The organism is Paludisphaera mucosa (genome assembly GCF_029589435.1).
GTDB lineage: Bacteria > Planctomycetota > Planctomycetia > Isosphaerales > Isosphaeraceae > Paludisphaera > Paludisphaera mucosa.
This window is the reverse complement of the sequence record NZ_JARRAG010000007.1, coordinates 17,198-39,865: the sequence shown is the minus strand read 5'-3', so window position 1 is coordinate 39,865 and position 22,668 is coordinate 17,198. Positions and strand designations below refer to the sequence as shown.

Here is a 22,668-nt window from a genome sequence, read left to right as displayed (position 1 = left end):
CCCGGTCGTCAAATCCCGCCCGCATGGGCACGAAGCCGAGCGACCGTCTCGGCGAGGCCGCACTGTTCGAGCGTGGCCAGCAGCTCGACCGCCGACCTCGGCGGGTTCTTCAGGCTCGCCCGCTGGCGACTCACCGCATCGAGCACCGCATCGGGGGACTCGCCCCAAAGGTTGACGATGAACTCGTCTGGGTGAATCGCTTCGATGGAATAGCCCCCGAGGACCGAGGCCGGGAAGTCGCTCAGGTTGAATGTCACGATGTGCCCCGCCCCGCCGTGAATCGCCGCCGCGAGCACGTGCCTGTCGTCCGGGTCGGGGAGGCTCAGGCCCGGGATGAGCGACTCGTAGCCCGTCACCAGGCTGTCCGGGACGTGCTCGTCCATCAGCCTACGGCAGCGAGCCAGACTCTCGGTCGAGAGGTCGGGGCGGTCGGCCGCCACGCTCCGCGTCCACTCGTCATGAATTTCGTCCGTCCAGCGAGCTTGGAACAGCTTCGCCATGGCGAGACGCATGAGGAGGTCGCGGAGCGGGGCCGGATAGAGCACGCACGCGTCGTAGAGGACCGTCGGGGCCATGGGCTCAGTAGCCCATGTCGAGGTCTTGGCTCAACGCCGTCAGCTCGTCGAGGGCGGCATGCCGCTTCGCGTGCCACTGTTCCCGGTAGGCCATGAGGTCCGTGAGCAGGACCCGCCGATGGCTCCCCACCTTGCTGCTGGGCATCGCCCCCCCGTCGAGGAGCTTCACCAGGTGCGGCCGGGAGACGTTCAGCAGGTCGGCCGCCTGCTGCGTCGTCAACTCGGCACGGAGCGGGGTGAGCGTGACGGCGTTCCCCCGCCCCAGCTCGGCCAGGACACGCACGAGGAGTCGCAAGGCCGAGAGCGGGAGCTTCAGCTCCTCGCTCGTCCCCTTCACTTCCAGGCGAAGCTCGGCGTCGTGGTCCAGATGGGCCGCAAGCCGCCGCCCCGATTCCTCGGCGAGTGCCGCATCGGCCTTGGTCGGTGTTATCACCTCGTTGCCGTTGAGCAGCTGCATGGAATCCTCCTTATTCGACTCCTCGCCAGATTAGCACAGGCAACCTATAATCGCAACAAACGAAACGGCTGAACCGAAAGAATGCTCGGCCACCGGTTCAGGTAGAGCGGTTCCCGCTATTCGTCCCACAAGCTGTGGGACGACTCACTCGGATTGGAAGAGGCATTCGTGCAAGCGGCTCTTGCACGAGTGGACTCACAAGCTCGCCCGCCGACAGTTCTCCCGCTGGCCGCACGCCCGACACTTCCAGACTGGTTGCTCGACGGGAATCTCGTCGTCGAGTCGTTGCTTGTGCTTGCGAATCCTTTGGGCGACCTCCAGCACTTCAGTGCGGAGAGCTTCGGTGTTCTGGATTTTGACCCTCTCGCCGTCTCGAATGACGACGACCCCGTAAGGGGGCCGCTCTCCGAACTCCTCTTCCATCAACAGGAGGTAAGCACCGAGCTGGAGACGATGCCCCGGGTAGACCCGTTTCGCGTTCGGCTTCCACTCCTCGGGAATCAGAACGCCGTCCTCCCTGAGAATGCGGTCGGGACGCCCCCGGAGCTTCAGCCGTTCCGAGACAAGCTCCCGGTCGTCGAGTGCGATGGTCTCGCCAGCTCCGAGCCCCCTCCCCTCTCGTGCTCGGACCGACCACCAGAGGAGCAACGCCCCCACGAAGGCGAGCACCAGTGCGACGAGAAGGAGATGCTCCAGCATCAGCCCTTCGCCCCGAGAAGGTAGGCGACGAGTGCGAGGGCCAGGAGGATGAAGCCAGCGACGACGAGCAGCGACCAACCCGCACGACTCGCCCACCGAATCCACAGCACGAACCTCGCCGTCTCGACGTGGCTTTCCTCGCCGCGTCGCAGGTTCGCCGCGTTGCTGCTGGGTAACCGCAAACCATCGCCGAGCCGCCACGCTTCGGGGCAGTAGGCGTACGAGCCGATTTCGGAAGCCTTCACGTAGTCGTCGCGATTTCGCATGGAGACAAGGCTAGCACCAGGTCGTAGGAACGCCAGCCTTTCAGGGCCGTCGCTCTTCCGGGGGACGAGGCTTGATGAGGAGGCGTTTCGCTTCCGCGTCTCGATTCGCCTTCCTGCGGTCGGCTTCGCACTTCGATTGAAACATCTCCTCGACATGGACGAGCGAACTCAGGCCCACCCTCGGGAGTCTCATCGATGAGTCGCTCAGCGAGTCGCCGAGGTTGAACTTCGCCTCCTGCTTCAGCTCCGCGTCGAACGCCTCTTTGTTCTCGGCGTAGAGGTGGAGCCCGTAGAACACCTGTGACAAGTTCAGCCGGTTCGGATAGCGGGCGATGATGTCGTGAATCGGCATCCGGCAGTGGGCGAAGAGGTAGCCCAGATGTTTCGCGGACACCGTCTCGCCGACCGGGTACGTCCCCCCCGGTACGCTCGGGCTCGGCTCCGACGCTCTTCGGCGAAAACTCGGCCTGCTTTTGAACGGCGGCTTTCCTGGCTCTTCCATGTCGGAGACGATGGCAAGAATCCTCCCTTCGCACAATCGTCGTCAGCACCCGATTTCACAGCCTCTTTCGCATCCAACGGCGGGCGAGTATCAACTTCAAGTCGTTTTAAGTTGTGCCACGGAGGCGAGCCGTGTTGTCGATTGCCGCTCTGAAGGGAGGACCCGGTTACTACCTCGAACTGTCGAGCCTGAACTACTACTCGCTGGGCGGGGAGCCGCCGCCGCTCTGGGCCGGCACCGCAGCGAAAGAGTTCGGGCTTTCCGGCGTCGCCGAGAAGGAGCACGTTTACCGCTTATGTGCGGGGTACGACCACGAGGCCGGGACGAGAGCACTCGTCAGGAACGCTTCGAATGAACCTGGAAAATCGAAGCGTGAGCGAAATCCAGGGCACGATTTGACCTTCTCGGCCCCGAAGACGGTCTCCCTGGCGTGGAGCCTGGGCGACGACGAGATGAGGAAGGCCATCGAGAGGGCCCAGCTCTCGGCGGTCAAACAGGCCCTCGCCTACCTCGAAGACAAAGCCGGATTTTCGAGGGTCGGCACCGACGGCCAGGTGCTCGTGAAGTGTCCGCTGCTCTTTGCACTCTTCGAGCACGGGACGAGTCGAGCACTCGACCCGCAGCTGCACACGCACGCCCTGCTCATCAACCTCACGAAGCACGGCGACGGACGCACGACCGCGGTTGATTCAACATATATGTATCACTTCAAAATGGCTTCGGGAGCCCTGTACCGGGCTGCTTTGGCGGAAAATATGGCCAGGCTCGGATTCGATATCGAGCAGCGTCAGCTTGGAGCTTCGCTCGGCTTCGAGATTTCCGGGATGCCGAAGGAACTCGTCGAAGAGTTCTCGAAGCGTCGGGCCGAGATTGAGGAGAAGCTCAACCTACGAGCAGGAAGCCTCGACGCCGCATCGGCGAAGTACGCCGAGCTGATTGCGAAAGAAACCCGACGCACGAAAGACACGGAGAAGGCGAGAGGGGAGTTGCTCGAAGAGTGGCAGGCCGTCGGGCGAGCGTATGGGATTGATGCGGCCTACCTGAGGAATCTCCTCACACCGCATCGCACGCTCACGCCGGAGGAGCGAGTCGAACGAAAGGAAGCCATCGCCAGGGAAGCCGTCACGGCACTTTCCGAGCAGCACTCGCATTTCAACGAGGTCGATTTCACGAAGGCCTTGGCCGAGCGAGCGGCCGGGAGAATCTCCGCACGCGACGTCAGGGAGCTGGTCGAGAACAAGCTCCGGTCCACCGACCTGATTCCCCTCGACTACATGCAGACCGAGCATCGAAACAAGAATTTGAAGCAGTACATCGACAGGAAGGAGATGCGGTTCTCGACTCCCGCCATCCGGAAGATGGAGCAAGACCTCATCGGGGACGTGGAACGCGTCGTCCGGGGGAAGCGGAGCGACATCGCTCCTCGCTTCGCCGAGGAGGCGATAGCGGCCACGCTCAAGGGCGGCATCAAGCTCGAAGACGAGCAGGCGAAGGCCGTGCACTATCTGACGTCCGGCCCGGGCGTGAGGCTCATGACCGGAATCGCCGGGACCGGGAAGACGACGACCTTGAAGACGTGTCTCGACGCATGGCGACGAGACGACCCCGGGCGGTTGATTTGGGGCTGTGCCGTCTCGAGCAAAGTGGTCAAGGACATGAGGAAGGGATTCGGGGAAGGCATCGAGTGCGACACCTTGCAGAAGACGCTCTGGCTCTTGGACGTCGGCAAGCTCAAGCTCGACTCGAAGAGCGTCGTCATCGTCGATGAGGCGGCGATGCTGGGGACTCGGCAGCTGCTCAAGCTCGTCGAGCACGTGAAGAACGCACCCGGGTGTCGGCTGGTGCTCGCTGGAGACCCGAAACAGCTGCAATCCATCGATGCCGGAGGAGCTTTCAAGTACCTCGCCCAAAAAGACATCCTCGGCTACGCCCGGCTGGAGGTGATTCGACGCCAGAAGGACGAGTGGGCACGCGAAGCGGTCTCTTCCATCGAGAAGGGGGACGTCCGAGAGGCCATCGAGGCGTTCATCAAGAACAAGCGGTTCCATCTCGCGGAGAGTCGTCCAGAAGCTATGGGACGGCTCGTAGAGCAGTGGAAGGCCGATGGCGGGGTGAAGGCTCCGGAGAACGTCCTTCTGCTCTGCTCGCTCAACGTGGAGGCGAGAGAGCTGAATCTGAAGGCCCAGGCCGCTCGCATCCTCGCCGGGGAGGTGGACCCGGAGAAGAAGCTCTTCGCGAACGGTGTGAATTTCCACGTGGGGGACCGGCTCCAATTTCAGAAGCCGTCGAAGCCGCTGGGCGTCGTGAACGCCGACTGCGGCATCGTGACCGGGGTGGACCCGGAGCGGATGCGATTCACCGTGCGTCTCGACGACGGTGGTCGCGAGGTGACGGTGGACCTGAAGAGATTCAAACCGGAGAACATCCGGCTCGGCTACGCGTCGACCACGCACAAAGCTCAAGGCTCGACGATTCCACACGTGCACGTGCTCCTCGGCGGACCGCTCAGCGACATGCACATGGGGTACGTCCAGATTTCTCGGAGCGTCGTCAGCTCGCATCTCTTCTGCGACAAGCACACAGCAGGAGGGCCGGAGCTTGCGGACTTGATTCGCACGCTCAGCCACGAGCGGCAGAAGACTCTGGCTCAGGAAATCATCGATAGGAACCAGCCGAGACCGCCGGGGATTTCCATGGAGAGGTAGTCCGCTCGGAGCGAAGGGTGGAATCAGCAGACCCCATTTCTCGGGGATCCTGATTGCGGCACCATTCCGACTGGCTACTCTTCCACTCCGCATCTCTACTCGTCGCCTTCATTCGGTCGCTTCATGCGACCGTCTTAACGGCCGCTACCTCCTCTGCTCTTCTCCTTCTGGCCCTCTCGCTCTCACGGCACCTCAGCCGCTCACGTCTCGCAACTCACCGTTTCCTTCGGCCCTCTTCGAGACGACCGCTCCTCCCTATGCTTATGAAGCTTTTCGCCGCTCCACTCGTGCCCTAATTCGCAGCTCTTAGCCGTCATCCTCCCAGCACTCAGATACGACTTTAACCCTCATTCCCATCTCCACACCTGTCCATTAAAATGCGGATGGGGTTTCCGGCCGGTTTTCACCGCCGCAAACCGAAACTCGCGGGGATTAAATCGGCCCTCGAGAAATGCCGGAAATACCCCCTGGGAATTTCCAGAGGCATCCCCGAAATGGCATCCGTGCCCGGCTCAATCCCCGGACCGGCGACGGAGCGATTACCCCGCCCGACATCCTGTCGGTCATGGAAATCGCATGACCCGTCACCTCAAAGATGAGTCCCTCCGGGACGAAATGCGGCGGCTCCTGCCGCCGATATTTGGGGGCTCAGGAATCAGCTAACCCAAGAGCGGCGACGGCAGCCGTGAAAGCGAAGCGTATCCCTTGGCTCTCGTCACCCTCCACCCATCGTCCCCCCACCCTCTTACGAGGGGGGCGATGGATGAAGGGAGCCGAGAGCGGCGAAGGTTTTTGGGGTGGGGCCACCCAAGAGAGTTCCAGTCGTGGAACACCCTGCCCGAGATACCCCTGCCTCGGAAATGTCCCACCGGAAATTCGTTCGAGATTCCGGCGACTTGCCCCTTCGGTGGGACAGCTCCACCCCATCGCCGATGGGGTTTGAGCACTGAGCGTGGAACACACTTTCGAGGCTTCCGTGAATCGGGGAACCTTTCCACCCCTCGCTGTCCCCTGCTGAAATCCAGGGCCCTTTTCGGCGTCGAGTATTGCCAGAACCGGGGAACATTTTTCGATGCCCTAGTTCGTTTCTCGGTGTGCGGCCAGAGCGTTCGTAGCTGCCGGGGCTTTCAGAGGCCGCTTCTGGGTCAGGACGGCCGGCTATTCAGAACCGGGGAACATTTTTCTATATCCCTTCTCAAACTCTTTATCATCAACAACTTACGACTTAATCACGACGGATTCAGATGCTGAGGTGCCCTCGTCAGGCCTTCGTTCCAGAACCGGGGAACCTTTTTGGAGAGGCTCACATGGCTTCTCCGTGAATCGGGGAACGTTTTTCGACCTACTAGGAGGGCGTAAGTCGCCGTCCAGGCTTCGTAATCGGTACGACTGGACCGCTCGAGGCCATCAGTCAGTAAGCACAGCTGATTCAGCCTCTTGACCTACCGTGAACCGGGGCACATTATGGGCTCCGATACCGTGAACCGAGGCACCTTTTTACCGTGAACCGGGGAACATTTTTCGCCGTTCTACCGTGAACCGGGGAACATTTTTCGCCGTTCTACCGTGAACCGGGGAACATTTTTCGCCGTAAGTCGTTGGTATCAAAGAGTTTTTCGACCCGCTACTCTTGTATTAACTCTTGTATTAAGAAGAAACAACAACAAGGCAGGGTTGTTGTTTCTCTAGGAAGCACATGGAAGAAAAAGCCCTAGAGCCCATCGAGGACCCGAGGAACCGTCTCAAACCGACGGGTGGACGAGACGAGCTGAACCTTGCCGAGTTCCCCATCACCCTTCTAAGCGACCGGGTGCCGAAGGACTGCAAGACAATCACCTTCGAGGTTGACCACCGCGACTCCCAGATGGGTCAACTCGTCACCCGTAAGGTGACTATCACGGGTAGTGACGCGTACGGCCTGCCCACCGCTGTCGATGACGAAATTCTCCTCGCCCTGATTCAGCTCACCAAGCTCAAGAACGATTTCACGGACCCCACGGTCTTCTTCTCGCGTTACGAGATTCTCAAGCTTCTCGACTGGCCCGATGACGGTCGGAGCTACCGTCGCATCGAGGAATCGATTCGGCGTTGGACCGGTGTCACGCTCTACTACGACAACGCGTGGAAGGACAGAGAGACCGGCAACTGGGTTAGCGAGAACTTCCACTTCATCGAACGCTCGTCCTTCGTCGATTCCGACACGCGACGGGTACGTAAGGCGAAGGGACAGCATGAACTCGCCCTTTCCTCGTTTCGCTGGAACGAGGTCATCTTCCAGAGCTTCCAGGTGGGCTCCCTCAAGCGACTCGACATCGACGCCTACTTTTCGTACGCGACGTCGGTTGCCAAACGCATGTATCGATTCTTGGATAAGCGTTTTTGGATTAAGCCACGCTGGGAGTTCGACCTCAAGGAATTCGCCTTCAACCGAATCGGCCTGAGCAGCAAGTACAACGTCGCTCAAATCAAGAGCAAGCTTCAGCCCGCTATCGACGAACTGTGCCAGAGCACGCCCGAACGGGCGGCGTTTCTGGAGCCTATGGAACATGAGGCCAGGTACAGGAAGGTCGCCAAGGGCGAGTGGCTCATCGTGCTCAGCAGGAAGACCTTCACCGCCCTGCCCGACGCCGAGCCGGTGGAACCGAGCAGCTTGGTTGAGGACCTGGTCGAGCGAGGCTTGGCTTCCGAGGTGGCTTCCCAACTGGTGAAGGACAACGAGCCCGAGTTCATCCGCTACCGACTCGAAGTCTTCGATTGGGTGATGGCCCAGCCAAACCAGAAGACCATCAAAGAAAGCCCATCCGGATGGCTCATGAAATCCATCAAAGACCGGTATCTCACGGCACCCAAGGGGTTCGTCAGCCCAGCAGAGGCTGAGCGAAGGCGGGAAGCTCAGCGGAACGCCGATCGGCGAAAAGCCGAGGAAGAGTCTCGAGAGAGGCAAGAGCAGGAGCGAAGGACGGCTGAGGAGAAAGCCATCAAGAGTTACTGGGAAGCACTCGCCCCCGACCAGCAGATGGCACTTCTGCTTGAAGCCGGTATCTCGACCGAGCCCATTCGCCCACGAGACTACACGACCGAATTCAGCCGGAGGCATCAGCGAGACGTCTACATCCGGGGGCTTTTAAAGCTCGACCAGGACGAAGACTCTGCGGAATAGCTCAGAACGGCCAGATTTGCGTTCTGAGAAGCTATTTCGGTCCAGGCTAGGGTATGGAGGGGCTGGAGGCCCGATGCTATCAGAGAGCCTCTGTGGGCGTCTGAGGTCGTTTCGGTGTGCTACAGCGATTCCAGGGTTTTGCGTACCTGAAAATCTGAAAATCTGAAAGTTTGAATACTTGGAATGCGGCGAGATTTTGAGTTTCTGAAACGCTGGATATCCGAAATTTCGGGTACGCGAAATTCCGGCGTTCTGAAATTCTGGCTACGTGAAAACTTGGCCCCCCCTGCCCTACGCCGCGGACGCGTCAGGGTTCTCTTCCTGGGTCTTCGACCGGTCGCTGACGACGAACCGCTTACAGTGCTCGCGAACCATCTCGGCGAAGAGTTCCGAGCGGTCCATGTCGGTATAAGTCGCATGGACGGCAAAGCGTTTTGCGAGGTCGGCGGCAAGATACAGGGTGATTTTTACCTTCTGGTCGTCCTGACGGCTTGTCGTCTTGCTGGCAGCACGCTTACGCGGCTTCGGCTGGGGCTCTGTGCTCATCGTGGTTCCCCGATGGCTGACACGTGCGGGAATGCCCTCGACTCGGGTTGAGAAGAGGTGCCTCCCCCCTGCCCCACTGGTATCGGCCCCTTGGCGAACTAACGGCCAGCGTTCTGACGGCAAGACGTCAGGCCGACTTCGTGTCGTGACGACTTCGAGCTTTAGCCCGGTTGCGTGATGCCGCCAAGTGGCTGAGGCGATTCGACGTGAAGCCGCATGAATTTTCGCGTACGCGAAAATCTGAAAGTCCAGATATTCGCAATTTCAGGTACGCGACTTAACCCATTTGGCGAGCAAGTCTTCCACCAGCTCGCTGAAGTCTCTGACCTTGCCCTCTTTCAGGAGAAGCATCTGGACGCCGATGTGGGTGTCCTTCCGGATGTAGGCCGTGACTTGATTGAACTCGGAGTCGGAACGCTTGCCGCTCGGTCTACCACGCTTCTTCTTCGCGTCGGCCGGTTTGTCGGCGGGCCGCTTGAGCTTGACTACTTCGCCGACCGGAGCCGTCGACGTCGGGGCAGGGGAGGGGGGAGGCAGTTCCTCGACGGGATGTTCCTGGCTTTCCTTGTGGGTCTTCAGGATGTTCTTGAAGCTGCTCATCGTAGAACCTCCTTCGCCAACGCGAGGCAATCCGACCACCCCTCTTTAGCGTTCCGGTCCTTGACCGAGTTCACGAGAATCCCCTTCTCGGCGGCTTTCTCGTATGCGGCGTAGAGTCGCATGTGAGTTTTGAAGACCGGGTATCCGGACTCGACGAGAGCCTCCCTGACCTGCTGTCCCACGGTACGAGGAGGGGGGGGGACCTTGGTTATCAGGACGCGATGCTCGACCTTGATTTGGGAGAGCATGTCCATCATGAGCGTCAGGGCTTCGAGTGCCATCGCGTCCGGCGTCGTCGGGATGATGAGCAAGTCGCACCCCTCGGCCAGGGCGACCAGGTCGTCCTTCTCGGGCCTCGCTTTGGTGTCGAAGACGAGGTGCCCGTCTCGGTAATCGCTCGCGAGCCGGGCGGCCAAACGCTCATCCGCTATCTTGAAGGGGAGGGAGCCGCGTCTGCTCCAGCCCGAGGCGCTGCGGTTCGGGTCGCCGTCGATGAGGAGCGTCGGCTTGTCTTCATTGACTAGGGCAGCCAGGTGGATGGCGGTCGTCGTCTTCGCCACCCCTCCCTTGAAGCTGGCCACCGTGATTATCATGTTTTCGCCTATCTGGAATTTTGCGTACTCAAAATTGCGAACATCCGAGTACGCAGTATAAAGGAGTGGTGGCGATGGGCAAGCCGTTAATCGTTTGTTGGAGGATGGAACGAGATCGCCGAGACGGTCGCCAAACTTCAGGGACCACGTCCATCGTCCTCGCGATTTTCATATCCTCCTAAGGTATAATCGCCCTGCTTCGATCAGACGTAGCCTGAGTTGCACGAGATCGATGGGGGCACGCATGAATCGACGTGACGTCTTGAAGGCGGGGATTGTTGCGACACCAACCTTCCTCAGGCCGAGACCAGAGTCCAAGGAACCGGCCGATATCGACCTTTGCAAGGCCGCGTTCCGGCTGGCTTCGACGAACTCGCTACGAATTTTGCCCAAGTTCTGGGAGGCAGAAACCGCGTTGCCCGGTGGAGAGATCGGCCGCTCCTATCTCGCGGTCGGAAGTTGCGAGCAGTTCGCCCTACGGCGGCGCCCGCTGCTCGAACGACTAGGCGGCCTCCTGGGCCTGTCGTGCCCGAGGAAGACCAATGGCGAGATCGATTCGATCCTGGAGCAGATCTGGTCCCACCGAGAATGGGATCCCTCGGCCCCGGCGATCGCTTATGGCCTGAACATCTACGTCCCGACGTCAACCCACGTCAAGCAGCGGAAGGGCTACAACCGTCAGCTCGACTTCCGACCCCTGGGAGACGTCCCATTCCGGCAGGACGGATATACGCTGTGGTTCGACATGGAGCAGGCGAGCCCGCCGGTGAAGATTCGCCTTCCGGCGTTCGATTTCGCCACCCCGACTAACAGTCCCAGGATCCCCCTCCTGCAGCACCTGACGTGCACGCGTTCCTTCACCGACGCCCGAGATCGACACCTCCCGGGGAGCACGGATTTCGTCACGTCCTTGATCCCGTACAGCGTCGACGACGGCCGGATGTTACGCGAGGTCGCTTTGAAGAAGGCGAAATACCAGTACCATCAGCTGCTTCAGGAGCTTCGTCACGACCCCATGAACCAAGAGACGGCGTTCCTCAGGATCACCTTGCTGATGTTCGCCCGGCTTCAGAACGGTTTTCATGCTGGGAATGCATGGGTGAACCAGATGAACATCGGATTCCACCCGACCACGATGAAGAACCTCGATTTCAACCTCCACAGCCGCACCTTCGCACAGACCTTGAGCCAGTACGCCGGGCTCAAGTCGCTTTTCGCATCAGCCGTCGGAATGGAGAGATAGCGTGAGGTCGGGGAAACGCGTTCAAACACCTGCACAAAAAATCGAAGCTGAGCCGCGTCGGGAGGTTCTCCGGTACAACCTCGTCCTCAAGCCGCTCGACCGACGTCGCCCGCTGATCGCCGCTTCGAAGGTCGGCCTCTTCGTGGCGGTGATGGAAGGGACCGAGGGAGCCAGCACGCTCGACGAGTATTTGCCTGCCATCGCCCGCATCGTGACGTCCAAGCGGGCTGGCGGCAGTACGATGGTGGGTTGGACCCTGGAAGTCGACCATGTGATTGGTGCGGTCGGTTACCGAGACATGGAGGAAATCGGTCGCGATCTCCTGCGACGATTGGTCGCGGCGGATGGGGACGAAGACGTCGAAGTACGAGCCGGGCGGCCGGGGGCGTTCCTCGTCGAGGCCATCCCCTTGACGGAGGGCTCGGCCGATCGCGACCGAGATCGGGTGATGCTCGGCGACTCCGACTTGGCGGAATTGCGGACCCGGATGAAGCGGGCCGTCGAGTCGTCGGGGCTCTCGTACGAGAACCTCGGCGTCATGATGGGGGCTTCTCCGTCACGAAACCCGGCGAACGTCGCTTGGAAATTCGTGCACAAGTCGCCTGATCCGGGCCTAGCCAAACTGGCGAGCTTCGCGAAGGCGACCGCCACCCCGCTCGTCGAACTACTGCCCCCCGGCCTCACGGCCGCTGGCGGCGGTTTGACTAGCGGGGAACCGAGTGGTAGCCAGGCGATCGTCGACGAAGGGGTCGGCGGCAGCGGTGCAGATATGGGACGTCGGCAAGGAGCCATCAGGACAGGTCAAGAATCGGAGGCTCCGGCCCTCGCGATGCCGCCTCTCGGCCGGGAGGTGCGGGAGGTGCTCGAGGACCTCAATCTAATCGCCGAGCGGACGGTCGCGCTAATCGGGGGAGACTATCGAACGACGCATCGAGGCCTCGACGAGGTCGGCCGAGCCTTCCGTGAAATCGCGGCCCAAATCCTCCAGCCTCATTTCAACCTCGTCGTGAAATCGACGCCCCAAGAAACATATAAAGAAAAACAACTGCTCTGTAAGTGGATCAACGCAGAGCTCGGGGCCCTGGGACTCGCGATCAAGTGCCCAGGCACCCAGATACCCGGGCTGTTGTCGGCCGGCATCGGCGCAAACGCCGAGATCGGAAGGTTCGATTTCATCGCCGACAAGGAAAACCCCAAGACCGGCAGGACGAGCAAGCAAGTGGTAGTTCGTCGAAACTACCTTCCGGATCCCATCGAGTTGATGCCCTCGGCTCGCCTGGCCCGAGCCCCCAAACCCTCGAACTCGGGTCTGCAACTCGACTGAACCCACCAGCATTTCGCTCCACCCATCGGCGAAAATTCCAGAAATCAAAAGTAGTCTATTGGAACGACGCTAGGGATTGGTTAATATCCCTGATGTCCTGTGAGGGTATGACTTGAATTAGTGGTTGGCCCCTTCCATCTCTTGTCGCTCCGTACCTAGGTCCGTCGAAGGATGGGACAGCGGCTAGTTCATTCCGCCTGATACGCTCGTCTGGACGCCTCAAATAGGGGGTGAATGAACGAGGCTTTCGCCTCCGCCATGTCCCAGAGGACGACGAGTGGTAGGTCGGGTCCATCGACAGAGGGCGGCTAGACTACGTCTTCTGCGGCCGTGGCGAATCAAGACGACAAGGCTCCGGACGAAGGCCCGCGAGCGAGATACCCACCGAAGGTAGACTTCAGCCGAGAAAGCCTCGCGGGCCCAAGCAAGGACTTGGAGGCTCAAATCATTGCTCGAAGAATTACTGAAATCTGGACTGCTACATTCCTTCGAGCCTACCCCCGAGCGGTAGTCGATCTTCGCCCCTCGATGTCCTCCATGAACTGAACCGGGTGCATACGGTGCTTCCGGCATGGTCGCGTACGCACCAGTTGAGGAGCCATCCCGATGGCTGAAGCGACGCCGTTCCACGAGCCAGGCCGTGTTCCTAAGCCACCCTGGCCGACTCGCGGCCATCCGTCGAGCTTCGACAAACGTCACCCCGGCAAGCAGGCGTGTCGTGAACTCCTCGTCCTCGCCAACGGCTACCAGTCCTCTCGTGGGTTCGCTCCGCACCCGGAAGTAACGCCCTACTCACTAGTTGACGAGTTGTTTGCCGCTCGCATAGCCGACTGCTATGAAGACCTGCAACACGCACCGCATGACTCGGACGTGGCCCGCTCTTACGCAGCATTCAAGATTCAGATTCTGAGCCAGTGGCTTCATCTGCATGCCTCGGGGTGGGTGGTCGAGCCTTGGTTGAAGGGCGGTCAGCCCTATGCCGACAGTGCCGAGATGGTCGCCGATGCTCGGGGAGGACACCTCTTCATATTCCGCGGCGGCGATTTCCCGGAAGGCCACCTCATGAAGGCTCCGTCGGGGGTTCACTGCGACGGCCTCGAGCTGTCATTCAACGACTTGTTCCGAGGCGTCCACGACATCTTCGGCCATGCATTGTATGGCAACGGATTTGGGCCGAGAGGCGAGGACCTTGCCTGGAGAGTGCACGCCGCGATGTTCTGCCCTCGGGCTCTCCCATCCATGTCGGCCGAGACCCGCGGCCAGAACTCGTGGATCAACTTCGGGCGACATGTCCGAGGGCGAGACGTTCCGGCCAGGAACCGGCCGTACGCATGTCAGAAGAACGCACTGTTGCCGTCGGAGTTCCTTGATACATCCCACTTAACGCCGTCTGAGTTCCACATCTAGGAGATAGACGATGAGCGAGATTGAACGCCCGCCCTGGTCCCTGGCCCGTCTCCGAGAACGGCTCAACGACCTCGTCGCATTCTTCCTGATGTTCAAGATGAACGCCGCCCTGAACGCGGAGGCCGCCGCCGTCCACGGGGACGCGTTGGACTCGACCGGCAGGGCCATGTCGAAGTCGCTCGAGGCGATGCGGGATGCGAAACGATCCGTCACGCCCGGAGACGCGGACGAGGCGGCCGTCCTTGAAATCTTCGTCGAAGGCGTCTTGGCCCAGACCAAGATCGTTCAGCAGCTCATGGAGACCGGGGGGCCGCGGGATCCGGACGAACGGAGGAGGGCGTTGGAACGCCCTACGAACGGCTCGAGCGACTCCTCGACGCGGCCCGGCGACGTCGAGCAGGCGAGCGAGCCCGACCGGGGGCCGGAGGTCCCGGCGAAGCGGAAACGCGGCCGGCCGAAGGGCTCGAAGGCGAAACCCCGGGTCGAAACGATGGGCCGCGAGGGCGAGTGATCGGGGGCGCGGAGGGCAGGGCGATGGAACCTTCCAGAGGCCGACTCGAAGAGGAGAGGGACCGCGGGCAGGGGGGCGACGAGGAGCTCGAGGAGCTCGACGAGCGCCTCAATCGGCCCGGATCCGAGCCCGAGGAGGAGCCGGACGGCCGGACGGAGCCGCGGTTCCGCCGCGAGCGACCCGCCCCCGTCGAGGAGAAGGCCCGACCCCGGACGAGGTTCGTCGCGGCGGGCGCCTTCATCCTCTCCCTGATCCTCCTGCTGGCGTATGCGTTCGTCGGCGGGTCGGCGGAGGCCGAAGTCGCCCGAGAGGAGGTCCCTCGCGAGACGTTCCTCGCCTGGTCGGAGCGAAGCGGCGGGCTCGACAAGGCCGCGGCCGGCCTCCCCGGCGGCAGGTTCAGCAACTGGAAGGTGGTCCCGAGGGGGCGGACGGGGCCGAGTCGGCGGAATCGGCTGTTCGAGTTCGTCGACGACGTGTTCGGTGCGATCGGAAGGCTCTTCAACTGGGGGGGATGAATCATGAAGCGAGCGAATCGGAAGCCCGGCCTGACGAGGACCGCCTGCATGCTGGCGATCCTCGCGACGCGATCGGCGACGTCGGAAGCCCAGACGCAGCAGCAATACCCGGGCGCCAGCGGGGCCGTCTACTACGGCAGCTACTCGAGCTTCAGCCCGGCCGAGCAGGCGGACATCGTCGATGCGATCAATCGAGACCGAGAACGTCGGGTCGCGATGCTCGTCGGCCGACGCGACGAAGTCCGTCCGCCGTCCCCGGAAGCGGCGCCGCCCGTTTCGCCGGTCGTCCCGGCGGCGACGATCCCTCCGGCGGCCCCTCCGCCTGCGAAGTCCATCCAGGAGCATGCCGGTGCGGCGAGCGGCCGGATCGCCGACGAGGCCGAAGAGCTCGGCAGGAGCATCCCCCGGCTGGCCGGAGCGATACGGGATTTGGTCCAGAGGCACGAGCAGGCCCCGGAGTTCGAAGTCCCGGCCGAGGCGGACCGCCTGAAGCTCTTCAGACAGTTGCTCGAAGAAGTCGTCAAGCTGGGACGCACGGCGTTGGCCGCCGAGGACGAGCTCGTCGCGGCGTTCATGGGGTGGGCGAAGGCGAGCGTCGAGGCGGCCCCCGTCTTCCGCAAGGCCGAGAAGCATTTCCACGACAGGGCGGCGTCCGCCCCTCCGGATGGGCATGCCCGGAAACTCTATGCGAAGGCCGAGGCCTGGTACGGGGCGAGGGCCGCTCGTTGCGAGATCCGCGGCAAGATGTCCGTGCCGACCAATTTCCAAGATCAGATGGCCGAGGTCAAAGACATGGTGGAGGCGGCCGAAGACCTGCTGAGTTTCGTGAAGAAGGATGAGGACATGTTCAAAGACCAGGCCGGTCAGGGCGAGGAGTTGACGACGTTCCTCCGATCCTTCACCACGGTCGAGGAAGTCCTCGCTTCATGGACGGAAACCCTCGTCAAGGACCTCCGTCCCGAGGGCGACGAGCCGGAATGAGCCCGATTCCGGAGGAGCGGGGCGATGTTGCGACGGGCGATATCGAGGGGTTTGATCGCCGCGCAGGTCGCCGTATGGCACGGCATGCTCCTCTCGGCGGCGGCCCTCCACCTGCGGGGCGTCCTGTTCTTCCTCGGCGTGGGCATGCTGATGCGGATCCCCAGGGCCCGGGTCGACAAAGATCCTATCGTCTTGATGTGCCGATTCTACGGCGGCCTCTCGGGGTGCCTCTGCGGGGTCGTGGGCCTGCTCGGGACGGTCGCCATCGGCCTGATGTTCGTCGTCGGCTCGGTCGCGAACGATGCGGACGTCATACGGACGAGCCTCAAGCTGTTCGTGATCTTGATCTACGTGATGGTCGCCGTCGGTTTCATCGAGGCGCTCGCCGACAGGATCCGCGAGACCATCGAGGGGCCGTATATGCCGACCGTCCCCGGCCGAGAGGCCAAGGAAATCCCCCGCCACGCTGCCTACAACGTCGCCGAGATGGAGGCCGCCGAGAGGGGCCGTCGAACGAGGGGAGTCGGGCGATGAATTTCGATTATTGGAGGTCGATCTTCCGGCGGTACGAACCTCGTCCCGCGTTGCCCGCCGAAATGTCGATGCAGCTCGCCGACGTGAAGACGCTCCTGGAGATCCTCATGGAGAGCATCCTGGGCAATCCGCCCAAGGAGCTCGACGTCTTCCAGGCGGTGATTTTCGACCCCCAAAACGACTTCTACAGGTCGATCACGGGCATGGACTTGCCCATGAAGACCATACAAATCAACTCCATGGACGACCGCGGCTGGACCTGGGACATGTGGCGCGACGTCCGCGATCCCGCTGGCGCCTGGCAGTTCGCCCACGCGGCCTTCCCGGACGACACGTCTTCGAACGAGCGAGGGGAGTCGGGCGATGAAATTCGATTACTGGAGGTCGATCTTGCGGCGGTACGGGCCTCGTCCCGCGTTGCCCGCCGAAATGCTGATGCAGTTCGCCGACGTGAAGACGCTGCGGGAGAAGGACAGGGGGCACTTCCTGCTCGCGGGGGCGACGGGGAGCGGGAAGTCGACGCTCCTGGAGATCCTCATGGAGAGCATCCTCGCCCATCCTCCCCACGAGCTCGACGTCTTCAACGCCTTCGTATTCGACCCGCAGAACGACTTCTACAGGTCGATCATGGGGATGAATTTGCCCATGAAGACCATACAAATCAACGTCATGGACGGCCGCGGCTGGGCCTGGGACATGTGGCGCGACGTCCGCGATCCCGCTGGCGCCTGGCAGTTCGCCCACGCGGCCCTCCCGGACGACCCGTCTTCGAACGACAACAAGTTCTACTCGGAGGCCCCACGCCACATCTTCGCGGCGGTGCTCCGCGAGCTGGTGAACCGCGGCATGCCCTGGTCGCTCAGGCTCGCCTACCTGATCGCGATGGACGACGCGTACGCGAGGCAGCTGATCGGCAAGTCGGACGACCCCGGCGTGCGGCAGACGCTGCGGCTCTTCGACGCCGACCAGGGGAGCACGAAGGCGAACATCTCCTCGTCGCTCCTGACCAAGCTCTCGAACCTCGAGACCTACGCCGCGCTCGCGGAGCACGCGAGGAGGAGGTTCTCGGTCGGCGAGCTGATCCGGAGCGACGTCGTGGCGATCGCCGGGGGGGATTTCCAGTTCTCGCACATCGTCGCGCCGATGAACAACCTCTTCCTCACGGTGTTGAAGAACAAGCTCATCGGCCAAGAAAAGAGCGATAGGAGGCGTCATTACATCTTCATTGATGAATTCGCCGCCCTGAATAACAATCGGCCCGCCGACGAGGTCCTCGACTTCTTCGTCCGCGGTCGGTCGAGGGGCGTCCGCATCGCCGTCGCCGTCCATACGCCGGAGCAGCTGGTCGACCTCTACGGCCCGCACAAGACGGAGGTGATCCTCGGCCAGTGCCAGAACAAGATCCTGCTGAAGATGGCCGACGTCGCGGGCTCCGAATGGTGCTCGAAGATGCTGGGGCAGATCCACGAATACGAGTGGACCGCGAACGCCAGCGTCGGGGCGACGAGGGGCAAGGAGAGCTCCAGCAACTGGAGCCTGGGCGGGTCCGAGACCTACGCGGACCGGCCGATCGTGCATCCCGACGAGATCCGGTCCCTGCCGCTGGCCAGCTTCGAGACGGGGATCCACGGCTATGGGATCCTGCCGGGCCCATCCGGCGTGGACCGCTGGAAGTTCCACCTCACGCCGGGGTGGCTGGCCGAGCACGCCGTGCGGGGCGATGAACGCGTCGCCTCCTACGAGTCCCGCCGCCGCCCCGGCCGTCAGCAGCGTCTGAAGCGATTGAGCCGGGCCGAGGTCGAGGAGATCGGCCTGGAATTCCGCCCCGACCCCTTGGCCCCGTGACCCCGAACCTCCAAGCAACTCGAGGGTGAATCATGAGCGAGAGGAACCTGCCCGCGAAGGCGTCGTCCCCGGAGATCGTCCGGAAATCCGCCACCCCCCCCTTGGACCTCGCGAGGCGTGAGGCGACCCATCTCGGGCGGCGTGCCGAGGACGTCCTGGAGACGAAGCCGGCCCGGAAGAAGGCCGACGGCTCGGGCCTCGCCAACCGGACCGGCTTCGGCGTTACGGACATCAATGTGCAGGGCATATCGGCGGGCACCGTCGACGTGAATATTGTGCAGGATGTGTATGTATTTAACGCCCCCGTGACGCAGTACATCGATATCGAGGACCGCCACGTCGAGCGGACGCATTTGGACGTAAGACCCGACCACCGACCTCGCGAGCAGGCCGACTCGCGACCCGTCTGCGTCGTCCTCGCACCCGCCCCAGCCCCCGCCCGCGAGCGGGCCGAACTGTACCCCCTCTACGTTGCACCCGCCCGCGAGCGGTCGAGGGACCACGGGGATCCGGGCCCCTTCTCGTGGTTCGCCCTGTTCCTCGGGTTCATCGCCCTGATCTTCGTGATCGTGGCGGGATTCCGGGCGGTCTCCTCGCCGACGGCCGTGATCGTCGAGCGGGCCGCAGAGAAGCCGAGGACGTTCCTCGATGACATGGAATCGCGAGGTCGCTGAAACGGAGCCGGCCATGACCCGAGACGACGAACGGCGGGAGGACGAGCATCGCCTCGTCGCGAAGCACCGGGCCGGGGCCGTCACGCTCCAGGTCCTCGAGTTCAAGGGCGGCGACTACTGGCGGCTCGTCCGCGAGACGCCGAAGGGCCCCGTCCAGCTGGGCATCGGGCGTCGGGACGAGATCGAGTCGATATCCAACGTCTTCGAGAAGGCCGGGCGGGGCCGCGAGCAGGACCGCGACGACAAGGCCCGAAGGTCGTTGTGGTCGATCGTGAAGGCCCCGTTCGAGACGCTGATCGAGAAGGCCAAAGGCTTTCTGCCGGAGCGTCGGGAGGCGAGGCCGGCCGAGCCGGACTCGAAGAAGGGCGGGCCCTGGTACGCCGTGGTCCGCCTGAACGAGTTGACCGCGACGGGCGGGAAAGGCGGCGTGGTCGTCAGCTTCGACGACCTCGAGAAGGCCAGGAACTACCGGGACGCGAACCGACAGCTGGCCCTGCATCCGCAGCCGTTCGCGGAGAGGCCCCAGAAGGGGACGCCGGTCGAAATCACGGGACGCGAGCTGAAAGCCCTCCAGAAGAGGGGGGAGGGCCGGGACTTCTCCCGCCAGCTCGAGGTCCTCCGCTGGAAGGCCGAGCAGGGGAAGTATTACAACATCGGCCATTGGAACGAGCGGAGCGAGGAGCCCCGCCTCGGCCAGCTCGTGCGTTTCTCGAGCGGGCTCGACTACCGCGGCCTGCCCGACGACCGGCGCGTGACGCCGCTCCGGGATCGCGACCCGGGGAAGCCCGAGAATCCGCAGCTCGTCGTCTTCGAGATGTCGTCCCGGATGCCGGGGGTCGGGCGGGTCGTCGACCTGCCCCCGAACATGGCCGAGGCCAAGAAGGTGAAGAAGGAGTTCGAATCGGACAAGGCGTTCCGCGAAATGGTCCTCCAGGAGGAGCAGTGGCGGACGCTCGAGGTGGGCGGCGGCCTGCGGGCGATGGCCGACCGGGAGATGAAGTCGCCCCGGATCCGGCCCGCCGAGCTCGCCGAGACGTTGTCGGACCTGGTCAAGCCGGGGCGGGCGGATCGGCCGACGTCCGACGCGGGCGTGAAGATCAGCACGCACATCAAGGGGGACTTCCGGGCCGACGTCGTCCGGCAGGCGGGCGAGGACGGCGAGCCCCGCCTCGCGGTCGTCATCACCCACGAGTACCGCGACGCGGAGGGGAAGCCGCGGTCGGCCGGGGCCGTCTTCGGGCTCGACGAACTCATGGCCTTCCGCCGGGACGTCCTCGTCCCCAAAGAGCCGGGGCGGTCGCAGGAACCGGCCCACGATCGACCGTCGCCCTCTCCGGCGCCCATCGAGCCGCAGGAACATCCCGACCCGGCCCCCCGCCCGGCGAAGTTCCAGAGCGAGCTCGTCCGAGGAGATCCCGAGCGCTCGCAGGAGCCGTCTCATGATCGAGCGTCCCATCCTCCGGCGGCCCTCAAGCCGGATGAGAGGCCCGGGCGGGGGCCCACGCCCGCGACGCTGGGGCGTGAAAACGAGGTTGCACGGGAGGAACCGAAGCCGATCGGGCTCGAGCCGCCGACCGTGAGCCTCGAGCCGCTGGCCGGGGACGCCCGTGAGAAGGACCGTTTCTGGACGGTCGGGGTGTGGCACGGCGGGGAGCCGCCCGTGAAGGGCAACCTCGCCGTCTTCACCCGGGGGAAGGAGCAGGCGACCGAACGGATGATCCTCCCGGCCGCGCTGGGATCCCTGCCCGTCGACCCGACGGGCGCGACCCAATACGTCCTCGGCAGGATCATCGCCAAGGGGGTGATCGAGATCCACGATTCGGCGAAAGACCTGGACCACGCGCTGCGGCAGCAGGGCGCCTTCGAACGCCGGGACTTCGCGAAGGAGCAAAGCCGCGAGCGTCCGAAGGACGACCGCCCCGCGGTCGGCGTCACGAATGCGGATCTGGAAGCGATCTTCGCGACGCCCAGGACGGCCGGGCCGATGGTCGAGCCGCCCGGGACCAGCCCGGAACCTCTGGCTCCTGTTACCCACGACAAGGATCGGTTCTGGACGGTCGGGGTGTGGCACGGCGGGGAGCCGCCCGTGAAGGGCGATTTCGCGGTCTTCGCCCGGGGGAAGGAGCATGCGACGGAGCGGATGATGATTCCCGCCGAATTGGGGGCGCGGCCGGTCGAGCCGCAGGGACGGCCGCAATACATCCTCGGGAGGATCGTGGGCGGGGGGGTGTTGCAGATCCACGGTGCGGCGAAGGACCTGGACTACGCACTCCGGCAGCAGGGCGAATTCGAACGCCGAGACCTCGGAAAGGTGCAAGGCCGGGACGGGCCGATGAACGTCCGCCCTGCGGTCGGAGTGTCGAAGGCCGCGATCGAGGCGAACCTCGCCACGCCGAAATTCGAGCCGCCGAAGCCGATGGAACGGCCGCGCGACATGGGGATGCCGATGTAGGCCGAGCTTGCCGAGCACGTGACGAGTGGGCCGGAAGCGGGCGGAGGCGGCGGGCTCCCGGACGACTAAAAACCCTTCCGAATATCTGCCGCCACGAGGCCGTCCATGGCGAAAAACCCTGCCGGTCGAGGACCGCTCGCGAAGGGCCTCCGCGAGGCTCGAAAGGCTCGCGGTTGGACGCAGGTCGAGCTCGCCGAACGGGCCGGGATCGCCGAGCGGACGGTGCGAGGGTTGGAAGGAGGCGGGGGCGGCGTCGCCGCATTCCAACGATCCCTCGCGGCGTTGAACGTCGTCGTCAGCTGTCGAAATGCGGCGTCCGTCCCGATGGCCGAGGTGATTCGCACCCTCCGCACGCGGAGAGGGCTCTCGCAACGAGAATTGGCACGCGTCGCCGGGGTCAGCCAACCGACCGTAGGCACGCTCGAGCGAGGCGGCATGGGACGTCTCGCGCCGTTGGAGCGAGTCCTGGTCGCCCTAGGGGCCGGTGCCCATCTAACCCCCGAAGGAAGGACGAAGTCCTTTTACACCACCACCGGCAATTCGTCGATCGGCCAGGCGTGGGAGACCCCGAGCCAGCTGCTCGAGGTGCTGTATTCGGTCTTCGGGAGGTTCGACCTCGACCCGTGCTCGCCGAGCAAGAAGGGCCCCGTGAAAGCACGGGTAAGATTCACCGCCGAGGACGACGGGCTCGAGCTTCCCTGGAAGGGTCGGGTGTTCGTGAATCCTCCTTACGGCCGCGGCCTCGGGGAGTGGGTTTGCAAAGCCCGAAGCGAGTTCGAATCCGGTGACGCCGGGCTCGTCGTGCTGCTCATCCCGGCGAGGACCGAGACGAGCTACTGGCACCGGCACGTCGCGGGCAAGGCGAGCGTCTGGTTCATCGAAGGGCGGCTCAAATTCGGGGGCGGCAAGCAATCGGCCCCGTTCCCCTCGGCTTTGGTCGTCTTCGGTGCAACCTCCGAAGAGAAAGAGCGACTCGATCGTTCGGCCGTCGGCTGGAGGGCGACGTGAACAAGAGGATCGGACAAGGCGAGATTCTAAGGAAACTTCGACCGCAGGGCAGTGTTCGTTCCGGCTTCAAT

Annotated in this window: 21 protein-coding genes; 13 read left to right on the top strand and 8 right to left on the bottom strand. The window is 63.2% G+C overall.

All coding sequences use genetic code 11. The features are described 5' to 3' along the window. Window positions 1-8 precede the first annotated feature (8 nt). The 5 genes from PZE19_RS32340 to PZE19_RS32320 all read right to left on the bottom strand — a co-directional run bounded on the left by PZE19_RS32340 (window position 9) and on the right by PZE19_RS32320 (window position 2,499). Window positions 9-575: a PIN domain-containing protein gene (locus PZE19_RS32340; protein WP_277864797.1), complete on the bottom strand. Its 567-nt coding sequence runs from the start codon at window positions 573-575 to the stop codon at window positions 9-11. A 4-nt stretch (window positions 576-579) separates the two neighbouring features. Further along, window positions 580-1,032, bottom strand: coding sequence for an excisionase family DNA-binding protein (locus PZE19_RS32335; protein ID WP_277864796.1), 453 nt, complete (start codon window positions 1,030-1,032; stop codon window positions 580-582). Between the two features lie 195 nt (window positions 1,033-1,227). Continuing rightward, the gene (locus PZE19_RS32330; protein WP_277864795.1) at window positions 1,228-1,731 is read right to left on the bottom strand and encodes a CRISPR-associated protein Cas4; all 504 of its coding nucleotides are present in this window, start codon (window positions 1,729-1,731) and stop codon (window positions 1,228-1,230) included. Next, entirely contained in the window at window positions 1,731-1,976 is a 246-nt protein-coding gene (locus PZE19_RS32325; RefSeq protein WP_277864794.1) for a hypothetical protein, read from the bottom strand. Before PZE19_RS32325 ends, PZE19_RS32330 begins: the two co-directional genes overlap by 1 nt. Before the next feature lie 61 nt (window positions 1,977-2,037). Continuing rightward, window positions 2,038-2,499 (bottom strand): hypothetical protein, encoded by a 462-nt coding sequence (locus PZE19_RS32320; protein ID WP_277864793.1) that lies wholly within the window; start codon window positions 2,497-2,499, stop codon window positions 2,038-2,040. 131 nt (window positions 2,500-2,630) lie between these two features. Here PZE19_RS32320 and mobF point away from each other — a divergent pair, with 131 nt between their 5' ends. Next, window positions 2,631-5,204, top strand: coding sequence for a MobF family relaxase (gene mobF / locus PZE19_RS32315; RefSeq protein WP_277864792.1), 2,574 nt, complete (start codon window positions 2,631-2,633; stop codon window positions 5,202-5,204). Window positions 5,205-6,900: 1,696 nt separating this feature from the next. Beyond that, window positions 6,901-8,364: a replication initiator protein A gene (locus tag PZE19_RS32310; RefSeq protein ID WP_277864791.1), complete on the top strand. Its 1,464-nt coding sequence runs from the start codon at window positions 6,901-6,903 to the stop codon at window positions 8,362-8,364. Between the two features lie 291 nt (window positions 8,365-8,655). Here PZE19_RS32310 and PZE19_RS32305 read toward each other — a convergent pair whose 3' ends face one another. From PZE19_RS32305 to PZE19_RS32295, 3 genes are all read right to left on the bottom strand, one after another. Beyond that, window positions 8,656-8,910 (bottom strand): hypothetical protein, encoded by a 255-nt coding sequence (locus tag PZE19_RS32305; RefSeq protein WP_277864790.1) that lies wholly within the window; start codon window positions 8,908-8,910, stop codon window positions 8,656-8,658. Between the two features lie 264 nt (window positions 8,911-9,174). After that, complete coding sequence (locus tag PZE19_RS32300) at window positions 9,175-9,510, bottom strand: hypothetical protein (protein ID WP_277864789.1); 336 nt, start codon at window positions 9,508-9,510, stop codon at window positions 9,175-9,177. Next, on the bottom strand, window positions 9,507-10,103 hold the full coding sequence (locus tag PZE19_RS32295) for a ParA family protein (protein WP_277864788.1): 597 nt from the start codon (window positions 10,101-10,103) through the stop codon (window positions 9,507-9,509). The genes PZE19_RS32300 and PZE19_RS32295 overlap by 4 nt, the downstream gene beginning before the upstream one ends. A gap of 244 nt (window positions 10,104-10,347) precedes the next feature. Here PZE19_RS32295 and PZE19_RS32290 point away from each other — a divergent pair, with 244 nt between their 5' ends. The 11 genes from PZE19_RS32290 to PZE19_RS32240 all read left to right on the top strand — a co-directional run bounded on the left by PZE19_RS32290 (window position 10,348) and on the right by PZE19_RS32240 (window position 22,597). Next, window positions 10,348-11,346: a hypothetical protein gene (locus PZE19_RS32290; RefSeq protein WP_277864787.1), complete on the top strand. Its 999-nt coding sequence runs from the start codon at window positions 10,348-10,350 to the stop codon at window positions 11,344-11,346. 1 nt (window position 11,347) lies between these two features. Beyond that, the gene (locus PZE19_RS32285) at window positions 11,348-12,670 is read left to right on the top strand and encodes a hypothetical protein (RefSeq protein WP_277864786.1); all 1,323 of its coding nucleotides are present in this window, start codon (window positions 11,348-11,350) and stop codon (window positions 12,668-12,670) included. A 606-nt stretch (window positions 12,671-13,276) separates the two neighbouring features. Continuing rightward, window positions 13,277-14,077: a hypothetical protein gene (locus PZE19_RS32280; RefSeq protein ID WP_277864785.1), complete on the top strand. Its 801-nt coding sequence runs from the start codon at window positions 13,277-13,279 to the stop codon at window positions 14,075-14,077. A gap of 10 nt (window positions 14,078-14,087) precedes the next feature. Further along, window positions 14,088-14,588, top strand: coding sequence for a hypothetical protein (locus PZE19_RS32275; protein WP_277864784.1), 501 nt, complete (start codon window positions 14,088-14,090; stop codon window positions 14,586-14,588). A gap of 23 nt (window positions 14,589-14,611) precedes the next feature. Then, entirely contained in the window at window positions 14,612-15,103 is a 492-nt protein-coding gene (locus PZE19_RS32270; protein ID WP_277864783.1) for a hypothetical protein, read from the top strand. 3 nt (window positions 15,104-15,106) lie between these two features. Further along, the gene (locus PZE19_RS32265) at window positions 15,107-16,084 is read left to right on the top strand and encodes a hypothetical protein (protein WP_277864782.1); all 978 of its coding nucleotides are present in this window, start codon (window positions 15,107-15,109) and stop codon (window positions 16,082-16,084) included. 24 nt (window positions 16,085-16,108) lie between these two features. Beyond that, window positions 16,109-16,618, top strand: a complete 510-nt coding sequence (locus PZE19_RS32260) for a hypothetical protein (protein WP_277864781.1) — start codon at window positions 16,109-16,111, stop codon at window positions 16,616-16,618. 363 nt (window positions 16,619-16,981) lie between these two features. Further along, the gene (locus tag PZE19_RS32255) at window positions 16,982-18,463 is read left to right on the top strand and encodes a type IV secretion system DNA-binding domain-containing protein (RefSeq protein ID WP_277864780.1); all 1,482 of its coding nucleotides are present in this window, start codon (window positions 16,982-16,984) and stop codon (window positions 18,461-18,463) included. A gap of 32 nt (window positions 18,464-18,495) precedes the next feature. Beyond that, entirely contained in the window at window positions 18,496-19,137 is a 642-nt protein-coding gene (locus PZE19_RS32250) for a hypothetical protein (protein ID WP_277864779.1), read from the top strand. 13 nt (window positions 19,138-19,150) lie between these two features. Further along, window positions 19,151-21,589 (top strand): hypothetical protein, encoded by a 2,439-nt coding sequence (locus PZE19_RS32245; RefSeq protein ID WP_277864778.1) that lies wholly within the window; start codon window positions 19,151-19,153, stop codon window positions 21,587-21,589. 105 nt (window positions 21,590-21,694) lie between these two features. Next, window positions 21,695-22,597: a DNA N-6-adenine-methyltransferase gene (locus tag PZE19_RS32240; protein ID WP_368411434.1), complete on the top strand. Its 903-nt coding sequence runs from the start codon at window positions 21,695-21,697 to the stop codon at window positions 22,595-22,597. Window positions 22,598-22,668: the final 71 nt, after the last annotated feature.